This is a genomic window from Carboxylicivirga marina, from assembly GCF_016612505.1.
In the GTDB taxonomy this organism is placed as follows: domain Bacteria; phylum Bacteroidota; class Bacteroidia; order Bacteroidales; family Marinilabiliaceae; genus Carboxylicivirga; species Carboxylicivirga marina.
In genome coordinates, this window is record NZ_JAENRR010000030.1 from 45,203 (window position 1) to 65,260 (window position 20,058).

13 protein-coding genes are annotated in these 20,058 nt (G+C 39.9%); all 13 read left to right on the forward strand.

The features are described 5' to 3' along the window. Nucleotide 1: 1 nt before the first annotated feature. On the forward strand, nt 2-2,989 hold the full coding sequence (locus JIV24_RS13125) for a SusC/RagA family TonB-linked outer membrane protein (RefSeq protein WP_200465507.1): 2,988 nt from the start codon (nt 2-4) through the stop codon (nt 2,987-2,989). 11 nt (nt 2,990-3,000) lie between these two features. Further along, on the forward strand, nt 3,001-4,761 hold the full coding sequence (locus JIV24_RS13130) for a RagB/SusD family nutrient uptake outer membrane protein (RefSeq protein WP_200465508.1): 1,761 nt from the start codon (nt 3,001-3,003) through the stop codon (nt 4,759-4,761). A 229-nt stretch (nt 4,762-4,990) separates the two neighbouring features. Further along, entirely contained in the window at nt 4,991-6,319 is a 1,329-nt protein-coding gene (locus tag JIV24_RS13135; protein ID WP_200465509.1) for a LamG domain-containing protein, read from the forward strand. A 207-nt stretch (nt 6,320-6,526) separates the two neighbouring features. Further along, nucleotides 6,527-8,182 (forward strand): discoidin domain-containing protein, encoded by a 1,656-nt coding sequence (locus JIV24_RS13140; protein WP_200465510.1) that lies wholly within the window; start codon nt 6,527-6,529, stop codon nt 8,180-8,182. Nucleotides 8,183-8,304: 122 nt separating this feature from the next. Beyond that, nucleotides 8,305-10,362, forward strand: coding sequence for a sulfatase-like hydrolase/transferase (locus JIV24_RS13145; RefSeq protein ID WP_200465511.1), 2,058 nt, complete (start codon nt 8,305-8,307; stop codon nt 10,360-10,362). A gap of 14 nt (nt 10,363-10,376) precedes the next feature. Next, the gene (locus tag JIV24_RS13150) at nt 10,377-10,646 is read left to right on the forward strand and encodes a T9SS type A sorting domain-containing protein (protein ID WP_200465512.1); all 270 of its coding nucleotides are present in this window, start codon (nt 10,377-10,379) and stop codon (nt 10,644-10,646) included. 204 nt (nt 10,647-10,850) lie between these two features. Next, nucleotides 10,851-12,296, forward strand: a complete 1,446-nt coding sequence (locus JIV24_RS13155) for a sulfatase (protein ID WP_200465513.1) — start codon at nt 10,851-10,853, stop codon at nt 12,294-12,296. Between the two features lie 6 nt (nt 12,297-12,302). After that, complete coding sequence (locus JIV24_RS13160) at nt 12,303-13,748, forward strand: arylsulfatase (RefSeq protein ID WP_200465514.1); 1,446 nt, start codon at nt 12,303-12,305, stop codon at nt 13,746-13,748. Between the two features lie 59 nt (nt 13,749-13,807). Further along, nucleotides 13,808-15,358 (forward strand): sulfatase family protein, encoded by a 1,551-nt coding sequence (locus JIV24_RS13165; protein ID WP_200465515.1) that lies wholly within the window; start codon nt 13,808-13,810, stop codon nt 15,356-15,358. A 66-nt stretch (nt 15,359-15,424) separates the two neighbouring features. Beyond that, nucleotides 15,425-16,714 carry a DUF3472 domain-containing protein gene (locus tag JIV24_RS13170; protein WP_200465516.1) on the forward strand — a complete coding sequence of 430 codons (1,290 nt, stop codon included), beginning with the start codon at nt 15,425-15,427 and terminating at the stop codon, nt 16,712-16,714. Nucleotides 16,715-16,724: 10 nt separating this feature from the next. Next, nucleotides 16,725-18,131, forward strand: a complete 1,407-nt coding sequence (locus tag JIV24_RS13175; RefSeq protein ID WP_200465517.1) for a sulfatase family protein — start codon at nt 16,725-16,727, stop codon at nt 18,129-18,131. Between the two features lie 22 nt (nt 18,132-18,153). Then, nucleotides 18,154-19,644: a Gfo/Idh/MocA family protein gene (locus JIV24_RS13180; RefSeq protein WP_200465518.1), complete on the forward strand. Its 1,491-nt coding sequence runs from the start codon at nt 18,154-18,156 to the stop codon at nt 19,642-19,644. 151 nt (nt 19,645-19,795) lie between these two features. Continuing rightward, a partial coding sequence (locus tag JIV24_RS13185; protein WP_200465519.1) for a hypothetical protein occupies nt 19,796-20,058 on the forward strand: 263 nt, incomplete at its 3' end.

A 20,058-nucleotide genomic window follows, 5' to 3' on the forward strand; every position in this document is an offset into this window, starting at 1 on the left:
TATGAAGATATATAAATTTATAAAGATTTATGTCCTGATACTATTACTAATTGCATCCGGAACGATGAGTTTTGCTCAAGAGGTATCCGGTTTAATTAAGAATAGTAAAAATAAGGAATTGATCGGTTATGTTATTAGAAATAACGCAACCGGGCAGGAAATTAAGACTGGTAAACGGGGCAATTTTACCATTAATGCATCTGCCAACGACGTGTTGGATGTATTGTTAAACGGCATTAAAGTTAGTGAGTTGGAAGTAAAAGGTGAGAATGCGGTTTACTTCCTGCACGAAAATCCATTTGTAAAGAGCGTAGATGGTGCCTATGGCAAGGTTAATCGTTCAACAAGTTCATCGGCAATGGATATTTTAACGGCCGACAAAATTGAATCAACCAGTTATACCAATACACACCATGTAACAATTGGTCAGTTGGCTGGTCTTACCACTACAATGAATAATGGTGAGCCCGGAAGTAATGGTCTCTCTTTTAGAATTCGTGGTAACAATACCTTTGGAACCAATACACCATTGGTATTGGTAGATGGTTTTGAAAGTAGCTTTGCCCACTTAAGTAACTTTGAAATTGAAACCATTACTGTGCTTAAAGATGCTGTTGCTACAGCCATGTATGGTATGCGTGCTTCAAATGGGGTGATACTGGTAACAACTAAAAAAGGATATGTTGGTCAAACATCGATGAAGGTCAATGCGGATTTTGGAACTTTGATGCCAACAAACCTGCCAGACTATGTGGATGCTTATACCTACTCATCATTAGCCAATCAGGCCCATGCCAATGATGGTTTAGCGCCTCGTTATTCACAAAGTGAACTCGATGGTTACCAGTTGGATAATGATCCGTATAACTATCCCAACGTAGACTGGCAAGAGGAGATGCTGAAGAGTGCAACTGACTATATGAATACCAGTGTTGAGTTTAGAGGTGGTTCTGAACGCGTTCAATACTATTCGATGATTGCATATATGTATGCCAATGGATTGTTTAAGCATACCGATGAAAACCCTCAGTATAGTTCTGCCAACAAGTTTAATCGCATTAATTTTCGTACCAACGCAGATATTGCACTAACGAACAATTTTGATTTAAACATTGGTATAGGTGGTCGATTAGAAAGTAGAAATGATCCACAAAGTGGAACGGCTGGTTTGATGTATAATATTCAAAATTCGCCAGCCAATCGTTATGTCATGTATAACGAAAATGGCACTTATGGCGGGTCAAGCCAGTATCGCGCTAATCCAATGGGAGAGATGGTTGGAAAGGGATATACAGACGCACACTCGAGATATATTAATTTCAATATGCGATTGAATTATGCAATGGATTTTATTGCAAAGGGATTAAGTGCCAGTGCCGAAGTGGCATTTAATAATGCATTTACCGGTACTGAACGCTTCAATGCCTCTTATAGGGTGTACGACCGTGTATTGAATACCTTACCTGACGGAACTACAGAGTTAAACTATGTGCCTTATGGTACGGAGACGACAATTACATATAATGGGCGTTCAACTGTACAGGATCGTACCGAGACATTCAGAGCTTATCTAGCCTACGACCGAACATTTGGTAATCATGCCATTAATGCCTTGTTTTTGTACGACCAGAATAAACAGGTGTATCAGAATCAGGCAGAGGCTTACAAATATAATGGTTGGTCGTTACGCGCTAATTACGGCTACCAGAATAAGTACTTCTTAGATTTGGTTGGCTCATATAACGGATCAAATGCTTATAACCCGGAGAAGCAATATGGCTTTTTCCCAGCACTTGGAGCCTCATGGATTGTAAGCAACGAGGATTTCTTGAATAGCAATAAGCTAGTTGATTATCTGAAATTACGTTCAAGTTACGGTATTACCGGTAACAGTGAAGGAGTTCCACGTTTTACTTATCTGCCTAATTACAGTGGTGATGGGAGTTATCGATTTGGAAAAACTGCCGGTGTTTCTATTGGTGGTTTAAGTGAAAAATCTATCGTGAATCCCGATTATCAATGGTCGAAAAATTACCAGTTAAACATTGGTTTCGATGCGGTTTTATTAAACAAGGTCAATCTGTCGTTCGACTACTTTAAACAAAACACCACAGACATTCTTCAGTCGATCAATCCTGAGGTGACTGAAATGGTTGGTATTGCTGTGCCACAGTTCAATTATGGAGAGGTCAAAAATACAGGATTTGAAACTGCCTTAGGTTATTCCGATAACATGACTAATGGAATATCTTGGTATGTTGAAGGTAATGTAGGATTTGCCACGAATGAAATTACAAAGGCTTATGAAGTGGGTAATAATCCTACATCTATGGTTGGAGAATCATTAGGTGCCATATATGGTTACCTGGCCGATGGTTTTTACCAAAATCCTGCTGATATAGCCGCATCCCCAGTCAATACCTTACACCCTGTTCAGCCAGGAGATGTAAAATACAAAAACATAGCCGGTAGTGGTGTCATTGATGAACATGACAGAACTGTATTGGGTAATGCTATCCCAGAGCTACATTATGGTATAAATCTGGGTGCTGAGATCAAGGGCGTTTATGTATCTGCATCACTTGATGGTCTACAGCGCGATGTAATGATGAATTATCACTCTGTTTATCGGCCATTAGGTAGTGGTTATAGTAATATTTCGGAATATGCGGCCAATAACCACTGGACGCCGGATAGAGGAAATTCAGCTCGTTTACCACGTCTAAGCGTAAGTGATAACTATAATAATTACGTGGCTAGTAGTTTGTATTTACAAGATGGTAGCTTTTTTAGGTTACGCTCAGCAGAGATTGGTTATAAGTTCAACAAGTCAATCTTACAGAAAATAAGGATTGCAGGTGCTAAAGTTTATGTTAGAGGACATAACCTGGCTGTGCTGCATAGTATTGAAGGTGATGTTGATCCTGAAGTGATGGGAGGTCATCCTCTTTTAAAATCTTATAATATTGGCCTTAACGTACAATTTTAAAGTTTAAGAAAATGAAAAGTAATAAAAATATATTTACTGCTTTACTCATCTCACTGTTGGCTTTTACAAGCTTTTCATGTTCCGATTATTTGGATTATGATGAAGATAAGGTCTGGACAGATGAATTGGTTTGGACCGAATATACTAATGTAGAAAAGTATTTAGCAGCAATCTATGACAAAACGCCTTCCACATTTGCTTATGTTGGAGGAGCATTTTTAGCCGCATCAACCGATGACGCTGAGCATGCTAACCTAAGTAGCGATGTAGAGAGGTATAACACAGGTGCGCTTAGCGAATTTAGTCATCCAAATAGCGGATGGTCAAAAAATTATGATGGGATACGTCTGGCCTCTAAGTTTATTGAAAATGCCGATACGCTTACTTTATATAAAAATAAGTGGAATGATAATTATAATACCCAATTAGAGTATTTGTATCGCTGGAGAGGTGAGGCTCGTTTTTTAAAGGCTTATTTCTATTTTGAGTTAATCAAGCGTTATGGAGGTGTGCCAATAGTTGAAAAGTGGGTTAATGAGTATTTACCTGCTGACGCAACAAGAAAACCATTTAATGAAGTGGTGGAGTACATCGCCCTTACATGTGATTCAGCCATGAAATATTTGCCTGTAAAATCTGAGTTTAAAAACTCAGATATGGGACATGCGACAAAAGGAGCTGCCCTGGCGCTAAAAACCAGAGCCTTTTTGTATGCTGCAAGTGAATTGAATAATCCAACTGGAGCGTACCATGCTTATTATGATAGTTGTGCAGTTAATGCAGCTCGCCTTTTTAATATGGGCTATAGTGTATCTGGTGTTAACTATAATGATTTATTTACCCCTGGGAGTGGAGTTCACTTTAAAAACAACGATGTCATTTTTGATAAACGTGCTGCAGCATCCAACTCCTTAGAGAAAAGCAATTACCCGGTTGGTTTTAATCAAGGAAGTGGGCATACGAACCCTACACAGGACTTGGTAGATGCCTTTGAGATGGCCGATGGTACCCCGTTTGATTGGGATAACTCAACACATGCTGCTGCGCCGTATGAGAATCGTGATCCTCGTTTTTACGCTACCATACTGCATAATGGTGCTCAAATGGATGTTGGAAATGTTGAGATGGCTCGTAAAGTGGAGACTTTTAATGGAGGATTAGATGGACCAGTACAGGAATTTACAATAGGAACACGAACTGGTTATTATTTGAAAAAATATATTCATACCAACCTTGACTTTGTTCAAGGTAATATGAAGCAGCACTATTGGTTCTTATTCCGCTATGCCGAAGTGCTACTTAACTATGCCGAGGCCATGAACGAGTTGCACAATGATCCGGATGTTGATCCAAGTGGATATGGTATGACAGCCCGTGAAGCAGTTAACATGGTGCGTTCGCGCGTTAACATGCCTGCTGTGGTAGCTGCTAATGCTGATGAGTTCAGAACGAAGCTTAGAAATGAGCGACGTGTAGAGTTGGCCTTTGAAGATCATCGTCATTGGGATGTAAGACGTTGGAACGTCGGTGTGGAGTTTTTAAATTCACCAGTGCATGGTGTTGATATTGAACGTCAACTGATACCTCGTGATGAAGATAATGATGGTGTTCAGGATGTGGATGAGGATGGAAACTTGCTTTGGGATGAAGAGTTCTCTTACGAGGTTAAAAAAGTTGAAGAACGCGTGTTTGAAGAACACATGAATTTGTACCCAATTCCGCGTTCAGAAGTTTATAGTGGTGTTGAGCTACCTCAAAATCCAGGATGGTAGTCTGTTGTATTAGTTAGTGTTAATCAACACGGAGTTTAAACATGTTTAAACTCCGTGTTGAAAACTGATTACTACTCTTACAAAAACGATATAAAAAGTGGTAGTAGTAATCGCTTGTGAAATAAAAATAATAGTCACATGAAACAAGCTATGAGGAAACATATTCTAATTTGGATATTGAAGACCTTAGCGCGTTACAAGTGGCAATTGAAAACTAAATAATAGTCACATGAAAAAAACGAGTTTAAATTTATTATTACTATTATTTGTTGGAATAGTAGTTTATACCTCCTGTAGTGAAAATGTGTTACCTGAAGAAATAGTGGGTACACCAGGTGTTAATGTTATAGAAAATGAAGTAGCAGTTCCGGGCCCAAATAGTATTGGTATTCAATATACCCTATCTGCAACCGATGATGTTGATTATATCGAATGTGTAAGTAGTATAGGAAATCATAATATTGAACCAACTGCATCAGGTAAACTGTATGAAGGTTTGGATGCTTTAACTGAGTATACCTTTTACCTGTCAACCGTTTATGATAATGGTGATAAGTCAAAAGCCATTAAGGTAAGGGCGACCCCTGAAAGATTTATCGAAAATGAAGTTCAAAATTTAACAGCAGTTCCTGGTCCGGGTAGCATAGAAATTCAATATACACTATCAACAACCGAAGGTGTTGATTATATCGAATGTGTAAGTAGTATAGGAACGGATATGATTACGCCAACTGAAACCGGTAAATTGTACGAAGGTTTGGATTCTTCAACTGAGTATACTTTCAAGCTATCAACAGTTTATTTAAACGGTGATAAATCATCGCAAACAGTTAATGTGTCAGCAAGCCCAATTAAAGATGCTTCGATTGCACAGCCTGTTTTGCATTACACATTTAATGATGTACTTACTAATTCTGGTACTGCTAATGCTATCGGTGATCTAAATGTACTTACAGGTGGTGTAGCAACTTATGTTGATGGGAAAGCAGATAAAGGCTACAAAGTTATATCCTCACCAAATAATGTGTTGTGGAGCGAATATAATGAAATCAGTGGGCAAGATGCACGTACTATTACAATGTGGGTAAAGATAAATGCAAAGCCAACTATAAATCAATACCTTTTCAACTTCGGACAAGACCATGGCATTAAAGGCCAAAGGTATTCGTTTGCTGTTGGTAAAACTAGTGGTTCGCCAAGAGTCGAGATTGCAGGTGATGGTTATGAGGCCTCTGGAGCATTGGCTGTTACCCCAGGTGAATGGGTATTTGTAGCTGTAACACACACTGATGGTGCGGGTACAATGGCTGGCTCTACTTTGTATAGAGGGGATGGAAACTCTCTTATTAGTGAGGCTGCGAAGGCCGCAAATGGACAAGCTTTAAATACACAATACAACCTCATTACAGATACCAAATATGCCTTAGTTGGAGCTAAATACGCTGGAACTAATCCATCAGGAATAACTGATTGTCAGATTGATGATGTAAGAGTGTATGACGTTGCCCTTTCTCAAGCTGAATTGGAAGCTGTTATGCAAAGTGCAATCGTTAATTAATGTAGCCTTTTGAACAAAGGAATTTATAAATGGAATCAACAGAATCGAACGATGTTTAAATCTAGAAATATACGTTTTGTAGACCTCGAGGGTACAGGTATATAAATTGTAAGAAAAATACATAGTGTGTTCATATCGTATTTATTATGATATAACGCACTTGTATTTTATTATAGTTACGATTCCTTAAATTACACTAACACTATTATGATTAAATATAACCAATACCAACGTCAAAAAAGTAGGCTAACTCAATTTATAACTCTTTCAGTCTTTCTGCTAACCATTATTCTCAACTCTTGTTCACCTGATGAAAATGAACCTCTATTCGAGGAAAATATACCAGTAAAAGAAGATCCTGTTTGGAATATCTATCCAGAAGGTCAGGCCGCCCTAAACGTCGTGCTTTTCAAGCCGGTTGGCGAAAAGGTAACAAACGCCATGCTGGAAGATATATCAGTAATGATGAATTTTTGTCAGGCCTGGTTTGGTGAACAAATGAAATTACAAGGTTACGGTTACAAAACCTTTGGCTTGGAAAAAAACCAATTTGGAGCCGTTAAGATTCATGTGGTTCAGGGCTATGATAACAATGGGGGCTCAACCGGGGAAGTTAACAGCGATGTAAAACAATACTTTAGTGAAAATCCGGGTGCCGAAAAAAGTGAGCACACCCTTGTTTTAGGTACTGGAGGAGTTGGTTTTGCAGGATTGGGTAAATGGGCACATGCAGCCAGTTCGAATTATATTACAGAACCAATCGGATTATACCTGGGAGACCTGGAATTAAGAAAAAAAGCAGGGGGTGTTTATCACGAGTTAGGGCATGGTTTAAACCTTCCACATAATTCTTATAAAGTCTCAGAAATGCCCAATGTCAGTTTAATGGGTTATGGAAATAGTACGTTCAGTAAAAATCCGGAAAAAGTATTTCTTACAAAAAGTAGCTGTGCCATATTAAATGTAAATCCACTTTTCAATAGAACAGATAATGGCATCAATTATTACGGGCAACAGCCTAGTACGAAGTTGAATAAAATAATTATCAATAAGGATGCAGCTAATGGAAGCATTACAATAGATGCTGAATTTGAATCAAATATTCAGGTTACCAATACCTATGTGGGATTCGACTTTGTTAATGAAGGCGCCAGTCATCCAAATGATAACTATGACGAAATTACTTATGCCGAAATTCCTACGATTTTGGGGGAAGGTACATATACAGTACAATTTGAGGTGCCATACGAAGACTTATTTAATGGCTATCAGAGTGGCAATAAGGATGAAGCAGAAATAAGTTTAAACATCGTATGCGAAAATGGAATAAAAAAGGTTATATCAACGCGCAGTTATACCACTAATACCTCTACCATGGTTCCAAACGATGATATATTATACAGCTGGCCCCCTGTCTTTAATTTACTTGATCGATCGGCGTGGACGGCTCAAGCTAATTCTCAGACTAGCGAAGAAGATAAGTCACCTAATATGTTAGATGGAGATTATTCTACATTCTGGCATTCAAAGTGGCCATATAATATTGCTAACAATGGGGCGCATGAAATTATAATAAATATGGGATCAATAACTGATATCAAAGGGGTCTATTTGTATTCCCGTAGAGAGAATAATGCACAATTCAGACCTAAACATATTATTGTGCAAACCAGTGCCGATGCTACTACCTGGGCCGAACAAAGCAACTATACGGTAGAATCAATTGCTGCGGCGAAGGAAATAAGTATTGAATTTGATCAAAACGTTGCGGTTCAATATGTGAAAATTCTGGTTGATGAGATTTATACGGATGCGACTAATGGTGCAGAGAATCTAATAATATGTGAGCTTAGTGTCTTATAAAATAAAGATGAGAATCAGCAAACGAAATTCTACAACGAATTCCAGGAAATAGCCAATTTATGATGTTCCGAGAGTTTTTTGGATCTTGATTTTTTAAATGAATAGACTTATTGAATAGGGGTATGGGGTTAAGAAAGATATTTTTTACAATTTGCATGGTGTTGTGTCACCTCATTCAGGCGCAAATCGTTTATAAAGAGGATTATAATAATTCTAAAAACGAATCAATAGGTCAGGGGCCGAATATTATATTCGTTTATCTCGATGATTTAGGCTATGGTGACCTAGGGAAGTTTTGGCAAAACCAACGAAGCTCAGATAAAAAATTATTAACACCACAACTTGATGCTTTAGCCAATGAAGGGGCAATGTTAACACATCACTACACGGCCGCACCGGTATGTGCACCAGCTCGCTCATCGCTTTTGGAAGGATTACATCAAGGTCATGCCAGTATCCGTGATAATCAATTTGACATGCCATTAGCCGATGGTTTAAATGTGGCTCAGTTGCTTTCAAGAGCAGGATATAAAACCATGCATATTGGCAAATCCGGACTAGCAGGAAAGCGTAACTTAAGTAACAACCCATATCCCGATCCAGCGAGTTTAGCAGCTCACCCTATGAAAAGAGGATTTGATCAATTCTTTGGGTTTTTATACCATAACCAGGGGCACCTTCATTACCCTGAACCTACGAATGCTAAAAAGTATTGCTATTTTACCGATGGTTATAACATGTTGATGGACAATACAGAACTGTGCTATACCACCGATGCTTTTACAGCAAAATCGAAACATTGGATAAGCGAGCATCGCTCAAACAATCCTGAACAGCCTTTCTTTTTATACTTGGCATACGATGTACCACACTCTGCATTACAAGTGCCTACTCAGGCTTATCCAGCCGGTGGCGGATTAAAAGGAGGGCTTCAATGGACCAATGCCAATTCGCCTACTCCCTATGTAAATACAGCTTCAGGAACCAAGGATTCATTCATTCATCCTGATTATGCATCTAAAGGTTGGACGGCCAATGAAAAGAAACATGCCACTATGATTCGACGGGTTGATAATGCAGTGGCTGATTTATTACAACTATTAAAAGACTTAAATATCGATGACCAAACAATGATTGTTTTTTCATCAGATAATGGACCACATAGTACAGGTGGACAAAAAGCTCAATCTTTTCAGTCGTATGGTAATTTTAATGGTATTAAACGCGATATGTGGGAAGGTGGCATACGAGTACCTACTATTTGCCACTATCCGGGCGTTATTCCAACAGGTACTGAAGTGGATTTCCCTTCAGGGCAATGGGATTGGCTTGCTACTTTTTGTGAGCTGGCAAATGTACCTGTTCCTGCATATACCGATGGCATTTCTCTTATGCCGTCATTAAAACAAGAAGATGACAAGCAAGTTGATAAAGGTTACACCTATCACGAGTATAGTGTAGGCAGTTCAACACCAAATTATTCTGACTTTGAACCATCTAAAAGAGGAAGGAAGCGAGGGCAGATGCAGGTGATTCGGATAAGAGATTACAAGGGTGTACGTTACAAAATACAAAATCACAGCACACCTTTTGAAATTTATAATGTAGTTGATGACGAACGTGAGGTAAATAACCTTGCCGCTACTATGCCTGAGTTGCAGCAACAAATGCTAGATAAAGTTTTACAGGTAAGACAAGCAGAAGTCGTTAAACGACCATATGATAGTGAATTAATTCCTGCAGTAGAAGTAGAGAATGTAAAAAATGGCCTTAGCAAGAATATATATAGAGGAAAGTATGATTGGGTGCCTGACTTTAAGTATTTATCCCCTGTGGAAAGTGACGTTTGCGAAAGCCTTGAAGATATAGGTAGTGATGGACAGGATTCAGAAGTAGGCTATTATTGCCATGGTTATGTAAATGTGCCTCGGGATGGTACCTATACCTTTTACCTTAATTCAGCTTCCAATTGTCATGTCATGCTGCATGATATACACTTGTTAGATAATGATTTTAATTTCTCAGAGAATGAAATATCAAACGATGTTAACTTAAAGGCCGGATATCATCCAGTGCGAATTTTTTATCAGCAAAATGAGCTCAATACTCCGTTAATTGAACTATATATGAGTGGGCCAGAGATGCCTAAAAAGCCTATTTCTTTTTTTTTGAAAAACTGACCTCTAGTAATCCGATGTCAGAAGCTTCTAAAACGATAAACCTTTACCCATTGCCTGCAGATGACATGCTAAATGTTAGCCTAAATAATAGTTTTACGGGTACATTTAAAATAGTTATTTATGATTTAACCGGCAATACAGTCTATTTTGATGATAAAGCCGAATTAATAGAAAGTAAGGATCTTAGCATATCGATTAATCACCTTAAATCTGGAATTTACATATTTAAATTAATTGCACTTAATAAAAGAGAGATAATAATTCAACAATTTGTTAAAGCTTAAGTTATGTAATTAATTATAGATAGTTGGAGTAATATGAAAATGAAGAAAGATATTAGAGATTACATAATAGTATTAATCCTGCTAATGAATACGATTAGCATCAATGCAAAAGGTTAATCAATAGTAATTGAGTATTCTTAAGGATTAAAAGTCTGTCTGGCAGAAAGAATAATATGATATTCAATATTTTTAAAAAAAATAAAGATGATTCAAGCAAAGGATTGCATTCAAAGTTTATCACTTGTGTTTATTTTTCTAATACTGTTTTCGTGCAGTAATAAAGCCGAAAAATATATAGCTGAAAAAAATACAGAAAAGATCCGACCGAACATAATCCTTATTAATGTTGATGATATGGGATGGCGTGATGTTGGCTTCATGGGCTCCGAGTACTATGAAACACCGCACCTAGATGCCCTGGCTGCAAGTGGTATGATTTTCACCAATGCCTATGCTTCATCATCAAACTGTGCACCAAGCCGTGCCAATATGATGAGTGGACAATGGCCACAACGTCATGGAATTTTCACTGTGGGTTCTTCTGAAAGAGGAAAAAGCTCCACTCGTAAATTAATACCAACAAAAAACAAGGATTATATTACTAAAGATAATATTCTCATCCCTGAAGTGCTTAAAAAAGCAGGTTACATTACTTGCCACTCAGGTAAATGGCACCTAAATGACGATCCCACCACAAATGGCTTTGATGTAAATATTGGCGGCAACCATTCCGGTAATCCTGGTAGCTACTATCCTCCTTATAAGAGGGTACCTTCATTGACCCCACCAAGTGACGATTATTACCTCACCAACCTAGTGATGGATAAAACATTGGATTTTCTTGATGCCGCCAATGACCAACCGTTTTTCCTTTATTATTCTCCCTATGCGGTTCATACTCCAATTCAGCCCGTAAAGTCTTTACTGGAAAAATATGAAGGTAAACCAGCATGGAATGGGCAGAATAACGCCACGTATGCTACCATGGTTGAAAATTTGGATACACAAATTGGAAGAATGATTGCTAAGCTGAAAGAATCAGGTCAACTTGAAAATACCTTTATCCTGTTTATTTCCGATAATGGAGGACACTACAAAATTACCAAACAATGGCCTTTAAGATCTGGTAAAGGGGCGTATTACGAAGGTGGGATACGTGCACCCATGTTTGCCTACTGGGAGGGTAAAATTCTGGCAGGAACAAAGTCAGAAACGCCGATCTCAAATTTAGATTTTTATCCAACTATCCTTGAGGTAGCTGGCGTTGCAAAACCAATTGATAAGGTACTGGATGGTCGGTCAATATTACCTGTATTAACCAATCAGTCAGAAATGGCACCTAGACCACTCTATTGGCATTTCCCAATATACCTTGAGGCTTATGTGAATAACGATACCACTACCTTCGATCCTTTATTTCGTACCCGTCCCGGCTCTGCCATCCGTTTGGGTGATTGGAAACTCATTCAGTATTTTGAGAATAACGATATTGAATTGTTTAATCTAAAAGATGACTTAGGTGAAAAAAATAACCTTGCTCAATCTAACCCAGAAAAAGCAAATGAGTTATTAGAACATTTGGAAAAATGGAGGGATAATACGAATGCACCAGTACCAACAGAGTTAAATTCAAAATACATATCTAATTAAAATATAATGAAGACAGTTAATCTTTCAGTTTTTAGCCTATTGTTACTTCTGTTTACAGGAGTTCTGACAGGCTGTGGAGTAAAGCAAAATGAGCAGGATAAAAGTAAGGTACGACGACCAAACGTCATCTATATTCTGGCAGATGACCTCGGTTATGCCGATCTGAGTTGCTATGGACAGACTAAATTTTCTACACCCAACATCGATAAACTGGCAGAGAAAGGTATTAAGTTTACCCAGCACTATTCAGGCAGTACGGTGTGTGCACCATCACGTTCAGCACTAATGACTGGACAGCATACCGGACATACTTATATCAGGGGTAACTGGGAACACAAGCCGGAAGGACAACATCCAATAAGAACTGAAGATTTCACCATTGCTGAGTTATTTAAACAAGCCGGTTATGCAACAGGAGCCTTTGGTAAGTGGGGCTTGGGTTATCCTGGATCTGTAGGGGATGCGAACAACCAGGGATTTGATACCTTTTTTGGTTACAATTGTCAAAGAATTGGACATAATTATTACCCCTATTTCTTACGTTCTAATCAGGATAGTTTGGTGTTGGAAGCTAATGCTGGTCAAAAAACAGGTTTATACGCTCCGAACTTAATTCATGATAAAACACTGGAGTTTATCGAAACGCATAAGGATGAACCATTCTTTTTGTATGTGCCGTCGATTATTCCTCATGCTGAACTATTTGCTCCTGAAGAATATTTGAAGCTTTTCAGAGGGAAGTTTAATCCTGAGCATGCCTATAAGGGTGTTGATGAAGGGAAAAACTATAAAAATGGTGGATATGGCTCGCAACCCGAATCTCATGCCGCCTTTGCAGCCATGGTTACCCTTTTGGATGACCAGGTGGGTGAGATTGTATCCAAAGTTGAGGAGTTAGGTATTGCTGATCATACTTTAATAATCTTCACATCCGATAACGGACCTCACAAAGAAGGAGGAGCTCAGCCCGACTATTTTGATAGTAACGGCGCATATAAAGGCTATAAGCGCGACCTGTACGAAGGAGGTATCCGGGTGCCGTTTATTGCGAGCTGGAAGGGGATGATTAATGAAGGTAGTACATCGGATCATATCTCTGCTTTTTGGGACATGATGCCAACTTTTGCTGATATGGTTGCTGTGGATCACCCTGAAAAAGTTGATGGCATCTCCATGTTACCTACCTTAATCAATCAAGGTCATCAAAAGGAGCATGAATATCTGTATTGGGAGTTCAACGCCGTTGGCGGAAGAAAAGCTGTTCGTATGGGTAAATGGAAGGCAATACAGTATGGCATCAGAAAGAATCCGGATGCTCCCTTACGGCTTTATAATCTGGAGGAAGATGCAGGAGAAACTAAAGATTTGGCTGCTCAGCACCCTGAGGTAGTCGAGAAAATTAGAGACATCATGAAGGAAGCAAGTACGGAGTCGCCAATTTTTAAATTTTAATCTAATTGGGGTGTAATTCCCCGAGGTAGTTCACTTAAAAACTCAATAAAACCATGTTTATGAAATTAACTATAATTTCCACACTTATCCTGATAGCTTTCTCCGCATGTACGCATAAAGCTGGAGATTCTGATGTTCAAAAACCAAATATCGTCATTATTTATGGTGATGATGTGGGTTACGGTGATGTAGGAGCCTATGGTTCTGAACTTATTCCAACACCTAACATTGATAAACTGGCAGGAGGTGGATTACGCTTTACTGACGGGCACTGTACAGCCTCAACCTGTACACCTTCACGGTTTTCATTGCTAACCGGTGTATACGGTTTCAGGCATAATGCCAATGTATTACCTCCTAATGCTCCACTACTTATTCCTGTTGATATGATGACCTTGCCTAAGATGCTTAAAAAGGCAGGGTATGAAACAGGTATTATTGGAAAGTGGCATTTGGGTATTGGTGAGAAAGGCGTTTTTACGAATTGGAATGGAGATGTGAAACCAGGACCAATTGAAGTAGGATTTAATTCTTCGTTTCTGCTTCCTTCTACTAATGACCGTGTGCCAACTGTATATCTTGATGGTCATGAGGTGGTTAATCTGGATAAAAAAGACTCCCTTTTTGTAGGTAGTAAAAAGTATGTTAGAAGTCAGAAAAATGTTACCCAATATCCTGATGGTAAAACCAACAGTGAGGCCATGACTTACTATCAAAATTCACATGGACACAATAATTCTGTGACTAATGGTATCGGTAGGATTGGTTACATGGCAGGTGGTAAATCAGCGCTTTGGAACGATGAAACCATGACCGACGTATTTGTTGAAAAAACAAAAGCGTATATTGAAAAGAATAAGGAAAATCCATTCTTCCTATATTATGCTGCTCAGGATATTCATGTACCTCGAACGCCGCACCCCCGTTTCCAGGGAATAACAACTCTTGGTTACCGTGGCGATGCCATGGTGCAATTTGACTGGGCAGTGGGCGAAATTATGAAAGCACTTGAGGAAAATGGAGTAGCTGAAAATACCATTGTGATCTTCTCTAGTGATAATGGGCCTGTTTACGACGATGGATATGAAGATGGAACCACATTCCCTCTTTCCTCCCAAGAGGTTGATCGTGGGCATGATGGCTCAGGTATTTACCGTGGCGGAAAATATCAAATATACGAAGGAGGAACCCGAGTACCATTTATTGTAAGTTGGCCTGGCAAGATTAAACCGGGCGTTTCTGATGCCTTGGTCAATCAAATTGATTTGATGGGTTCATTAGCTTCTTACCTGAATGTTCCACTAAATGATAATGAAGGAGTAGATAGTAGAAATACTATGGATGCCTTTCTTGGGAAAAGGGATAAGGGTTTAGTATCAATGGTCGAAGAAGCCGGTAGTGGAAGGGCCTTAAGACGTGGAGACTGGAAATATATTCCTGATTTGGGAAGAAGTTATGGCAGTCCTAAAATGAGCAAGCAGTTGTATAATTTGGCTAATGATCCTGGCGAGCAAAATAATGCCATTGAAGATAATCCTGAGATTGCAAAATCGATGGCAGAAGAGTTGGAAAAGATTTTAAACGGAGAATCCATTCGATTAAATCGATAAGAAGCAGTGTTTACCCCAATTGCTATCAGACCTATAAATTGTTGAAGGTTTTAATTAATAGAAAAAATGGCGAAAGTATATAGTATAATATTCACCTTGGTAATTATCTTATCATCGTGTACAATAAATAGTTCGGTTAACTATACCACTTCTGTTCCTTTAGCTGGTAACGCCTGGATGAACGGTGATGAAGCAGTTCCTAAAAGAACTCGATTTGGTAAAGAGGGTATCCTTAACTGGACAGAGCAGGATAAAGTAGTACGCATTTATTTCCGGACAGAGCATTCAGGTAAAATCTATCTTGGCTTACGTGCAAAGGTAAAAGATGGCAAGTCTGAAATTAAACTTTCCTTTAAAGGTAAAGACCAGGTTTTTATTATAAAGGATACGACCTGGCAAAATATTAATGCCGGTGTATTTAATATTGAAAAGCCGGGTTATCACGTCGTTGAGCTTCATGGGATGAAAAAGACAGGTGATTCATATGGCCAGTTTAAAGACTTATTGATCGGAGGAGAAGCATGCATCAATTCCGTTTATTATGTGAAAGATAGTTTTTATTGGGGTCGCCGAGGTCCTTCTGTGCACCTGAACTACCAACTTCCTGAAGAGGCCGGCAACATCGAATATTTCTATAATGAAATTACCGTTCCCGAAGGAGAAGATGTTTTAGGCTCTTATTTTATGGCCAATGGTTTTGCTCAGGGGTACTTTGGCATACAGGTGAATTCACCTAGCGAAAGAAGGATCTTGTTTTCGGTTTGGAGCCCCTATAAAACGGATAACCCAAAAGAGATTCCTGAGGATCAGCGCATCTCTATGCTAAAAAAGGGTGAGAGAGTTCACACGGGTAAGTTTGGTAATGAAGGCTCCGGTGGGCAGAGTTATCTGAAATACAACTGGAAGGCCTGTGTCAAGTACCGTTTTCTGTTAAAAGCTAGTCCCTCAGTGAATAACAGTACAGACTACACTGCCTGGTTTTTCGATCCTGAAGTGAAAGACTGGCAGTTAATAGCAAGCTTTCGCCGACCAAAAACTTCAACCTATATCAAACGACCACATTCATTCCTCGAGAATTTTATGACACAGATGGGCAACACAAGCCGTATGGCCTACTATGGCAACCAATGGGTTTGTAATACCGAAGGAAAGTGGTATAAATTGACAAAAGCCAAATTTACGGCCGATGCAACAGCGCGCAAAGATGCCCGATTAGATTATGCAGGAGGTGTTCATGAAGGTAAATTCTTTATGAAAAACTGTGGTTTTTTCAGTGAACGGGTTGCCTTTGACCAATATTTTGAAAGGGAACAGCAGGGTAAGCAACCTGAAATAGATTTTCGTAATTTAAAGTAAAAAAGTAAAGATGAAGAATATATTATTAATAGCAGCATTGTTATTATGTACACTTACTTATGCGCAGGAATCGACGCATAAGCAACCAAATATTATTCATATCCTGGCCGATGATGTTGGTTTTGATGATTTAAGTTGTTTTGGCTCTATAGACATCTATACACCAAACCTGGATGCTTTAGCTGAAAAAGGCATGAAATTCACAAGTTTCTATGCACCTCATGGGACTTGTACGCCATCGCGTGCGGCCTTATTGACTGGTCGTTATGCACCCAGGGTAAATGAAGGTAAAGGACTGTATGTGCTTTTCCCCCACTCCAAAACAGGCTTAGAAGATGAGATGGAGGTAACCATTACCGAGTTGTTGAAAGAGCAAGGTTACAAGACCGGACTATATGGAAAATGGCACCTGGGCCATCTGCCACAGTACCTGCCTTGTGTGCATGGCTTTGACGAATTCCTGGGTATTCCTTACCCGAATGATCATGGTCCTGAGCGTATCGGTAACAGTGGATGGCGTCCTAATGGAGTAAGCGATCCTGCCATTCCGCTGATAGAGCAGGCACAGGTCATCAAGCGTTGCGATAATAACGATTTGGCAGAGCTTCCCGCTTTGTTCACTCGTGAAGCGTGCAAATTTATCTATCGTTCCGTCAAGGAAGAGAAGCCTTTCTATTTACAATATGCCAATATCGAAACACACACACCCTGGTTTGTTCCCAAGGGCTTTGAAGGCAAGAGTAAGGCTGCGGCCTATGGCGATGCGGTGGAATACCTGGATCGTTCGGTGGGCATTATCATGAATACCTTAAAACGCTTGAAGATAGAAGATAATACCATTATTGTATTTTCTTCAGATAACGGACCTTTAATATACAGAGACGAGGAATTGGAGAACTGCTATGGCAAATTTGGGTTTACCGATCCAACACGAGAGCATGTTCTGCGCGAAGGCAAATACCAGGAACGTTACGATGGCGGTATTCGTGTATCCTGCATCATGACCTGGCCAAATAACATCCCGGCAGGCACCACCTGTGACGAGCCGGTGACGGCCATGGACCTGTTTACCACCTTTGCCAATGTAGCAGGGGCTGAGATACCAACTGACCGACCTATCGACGGCAAGGATATTCAAAATCTGATGCGTCAGGAAGAAGGGGCTGTATCACCACACAAGGCTATTTATGGTTACAAGGCCAGAGGTGGCTTGATGAGTGTGCGTTACCAAAACTGGAAGTTGGTATTTAAGAATAAGTATAATCCTGAATCAGATAATGAATTGTATTTGTATAACCTGGACAACGATTTGGGTGAAGCAACAGATGTAGCCGCCAATAACCCAAAAGTGGTTAAGCAGATACTTAAGCTTGCAGCTGAAGCTGAACAGGCTATTAACGAAGGAAAGAATTTGTAGTAAAACCTAAAATCAAAACATCATGACAACTGATAGACGATCATTTTTAAGAAATATAGCAGTTGGCGCAGGAGTAGCAGCTACTGCACCAATGGCAGCATGTAACACACGCCCAAGTGAAAAGGAGGCAGTAGCTTATATCCGTGAAAATGCGGAGCGTGTGCCCAGGATGGAATTCAATATGTGTGGCTATGCTGCCCCAAAGCTGGATAAGGTACGAGTAGGTTTTGTAGGTATTGGCGATAGAGGTATCGGTGCCGTTGATCGCATGGGTTTCATCGAAGGGGTTGAAGTAACCGCTATTTGCGATACACGCCAGGCGGCTATTGACGGGGCACAGGCATCCTTAGCGAAAGCAGGCCTGCCTAAAGCCAAGGAGTTTACCGGAAGCGATACCGCTTTTAAGGCGCTTTGCGATAGTGGGCTGGTTGATCTGGTATACATCGCTACACCGTGGGAATGGCATGTACCGGTGGCTTTGGCAGCCATGCGAGGTGGCAGTCACGCTGCCGTAGAGGTATCAACAGCCAAGACCATGGACGAGTGTTGGGAAATGGTGGAAGTATCAGAGCAGACCAAAAAGCACTGTGTGATTTTGGAGAATTGCTGTTACGATTTCTTTGAGCTGTTGACCTTAAACATGGCACGTCAGGGTGCCTTTGGTGATTTAGTGCATGGCGAAGGTGCTTACATTCACGATTTGGATTACTGGCACTTTAACAAGCCAAAGGATGATAAGCCACGTGGTGATGGTGCTTACGACAAGTTATGGCGTCTGCACGAAAATACACGCAAGGCCAACGTTTACCCAACGCATGGATTAGGACCAATCTGCCAGGCGATGGATATTAACCGTGGCGATAGATTGGATTACCTGACAGCAATGATGTCGGATGACTTTACTTTGAAGCACCGCATAAAAGAGTTAGCACCTGACAGACCAGATCTGCAACAATTCATCGGTAAAGAGATGCGCGGAAACATGGATATGCAGATGATTCGCACGGTAAAGGGACGTACCATCATGATTCAGCACGACATCAGTTCACCACGTCCTTACTCGCGTATTCACATGCTAAGCGGCACCAAGTGCTTTGCGCAGAAATGGCCATTAAAACATATTGCTTTTGGTCATAAGAAGGCAGACGATGCCAAGATGAAAGAACTGGAAGAGAAGTACACTCCGGAGATTGTTCGTCGTATCGGTGATATGGCCAAGCAAGTAGGTGGACATGGTGGTATGGACTTTATGATGGACTGGCGATTGATTGATTGTTTACGTAACGGTTTACCAATGGATATGGATGTGTACGATGCGGCTGCATGGAGTTGTATCACGCCATTGAGTGAATGGTCTATTCTAAATGGCTCTAAGCCAATTGCTATTCCTGACTTTACACGAGGAAAGTGGGAAACCAACAAGCCGGTTGAGTTAACACTTAAAGGTGGCGGTACAACAGGTTTTCGAAACCTGAAAGAAGCCGATTCAGGTAAGCAGTTGAATGTACATTAATAATGTATTATGAAACATCCATCATTAATCAGATTAGCATACTCATAGTCTGTACCGGGTTTACTCGGTTGTATGTTAAAATTAATTGATGGATGTTTTATTTCAATAGGCAGAGATAAGTAAAAAATCACAGATAAATAATTGTAGATATATGATACGAATTGTAATCGGATTGATTGTGTGCCTGGTAGTACATGGTCACATAGCTCAGGCACAGCTTGAGGGCTTTACCTATGGTGCTCAAGAAAGCCCTTCTGGTAAAGAGTGGGAATCACCTTCCCATATAGCTCATAACAAAGAGCAGCCGAGAGCTACTTTTTACTCTTTTAAAAGTGTTGAAAATGCTCGCAAGGTTTTGCCTGAAAATTCAGAGTATTGGCAATCACTGGATGGTGATTGGAAGTTTAACTGGGC

Bases quoted from the DNA above. Each gene is read 5' to 3' on its own strand.
- JIV24_RS13165 (WP_200465515.1), top strand. From the start codon at position 13,808: ATGAAATTAACTATAATTTCCACACTTATCCTGATAGCTTTCTCCGCA.
- JIV24_RS13130 (WP_200465508.1), top strand. From the start codon at position 3,001: ATGAAAAGTAATAAAAATATATTTACTGCTTTACTCATCTCACTGTTG.
- JIV24_RS13125 (WP_200465507.1), top strand. From the start codon at position 2: ATGAAGATATATAAATTTATAAAGATTTATGTCCTGATACTATTACTA.
- JIV24_RS13160 (WP_200465514.1), top strand. From the start codon at position 12,303: ATGAAGACAGTTAATCTTTCAGTTTTTAGCCTATTGTTACTTCTGTTT.
- JIV24_RS13145 (WP_200465511.1), top strand. From the start codon at position 8,305: ATGGGGTTAAGAAAGATATTTTTTACAATTTGCATGGTGTTGTGTCAC.
- JIV24_RS13155 (WP_200465513.1), top strand. From the start codon at position 10,851: ATGATTCAAGCAAAGGATTGCATTCAAAGTTTATCACTTGTGTTTATT.
- JIV24_RS13175 (WP_200465517.1), top strand. From the start codon at position 16,725: ATGAAGAATATATTATTAATAGCAGCATTGTTATTATGTACACTTACT.
- JIV24_RS13150 (WP_200465512.1), top strand. From the start codon at position 10,377: ATGTCAGAAGCTTCTAAAACGATAAACCTTTACCCATTGCCTGCAGAT.
- JIV24_RS13170 (WP_200465516.1), top strand. From the start codon at position 15,425: ATGGCGAAAGTATATAGTATAATATTCACCTTGGTAATTATCTTATCA.
- JIV24_RS13180 (WP_200465518.1), top strand. From the start codon at position 18,154: ATGACAACTGATAGACGATCATTTTTAAGAAATATAGCAGTTGGCGCA.
- JIV24_RS13140 (WP_200465510.1), top strand. From the start codon at position 6,527: ATGATTAAATATAACCAATACCAACGTCAAAAAAGTAGGCTAACTCAA.
- JIV24_RS13135 (WP_200465509.1), top strand. From the start codon at position 4,991: ATGAAAAAAACGAGTTTAAATTTATTATTACTATTATTTGTTGGAATA.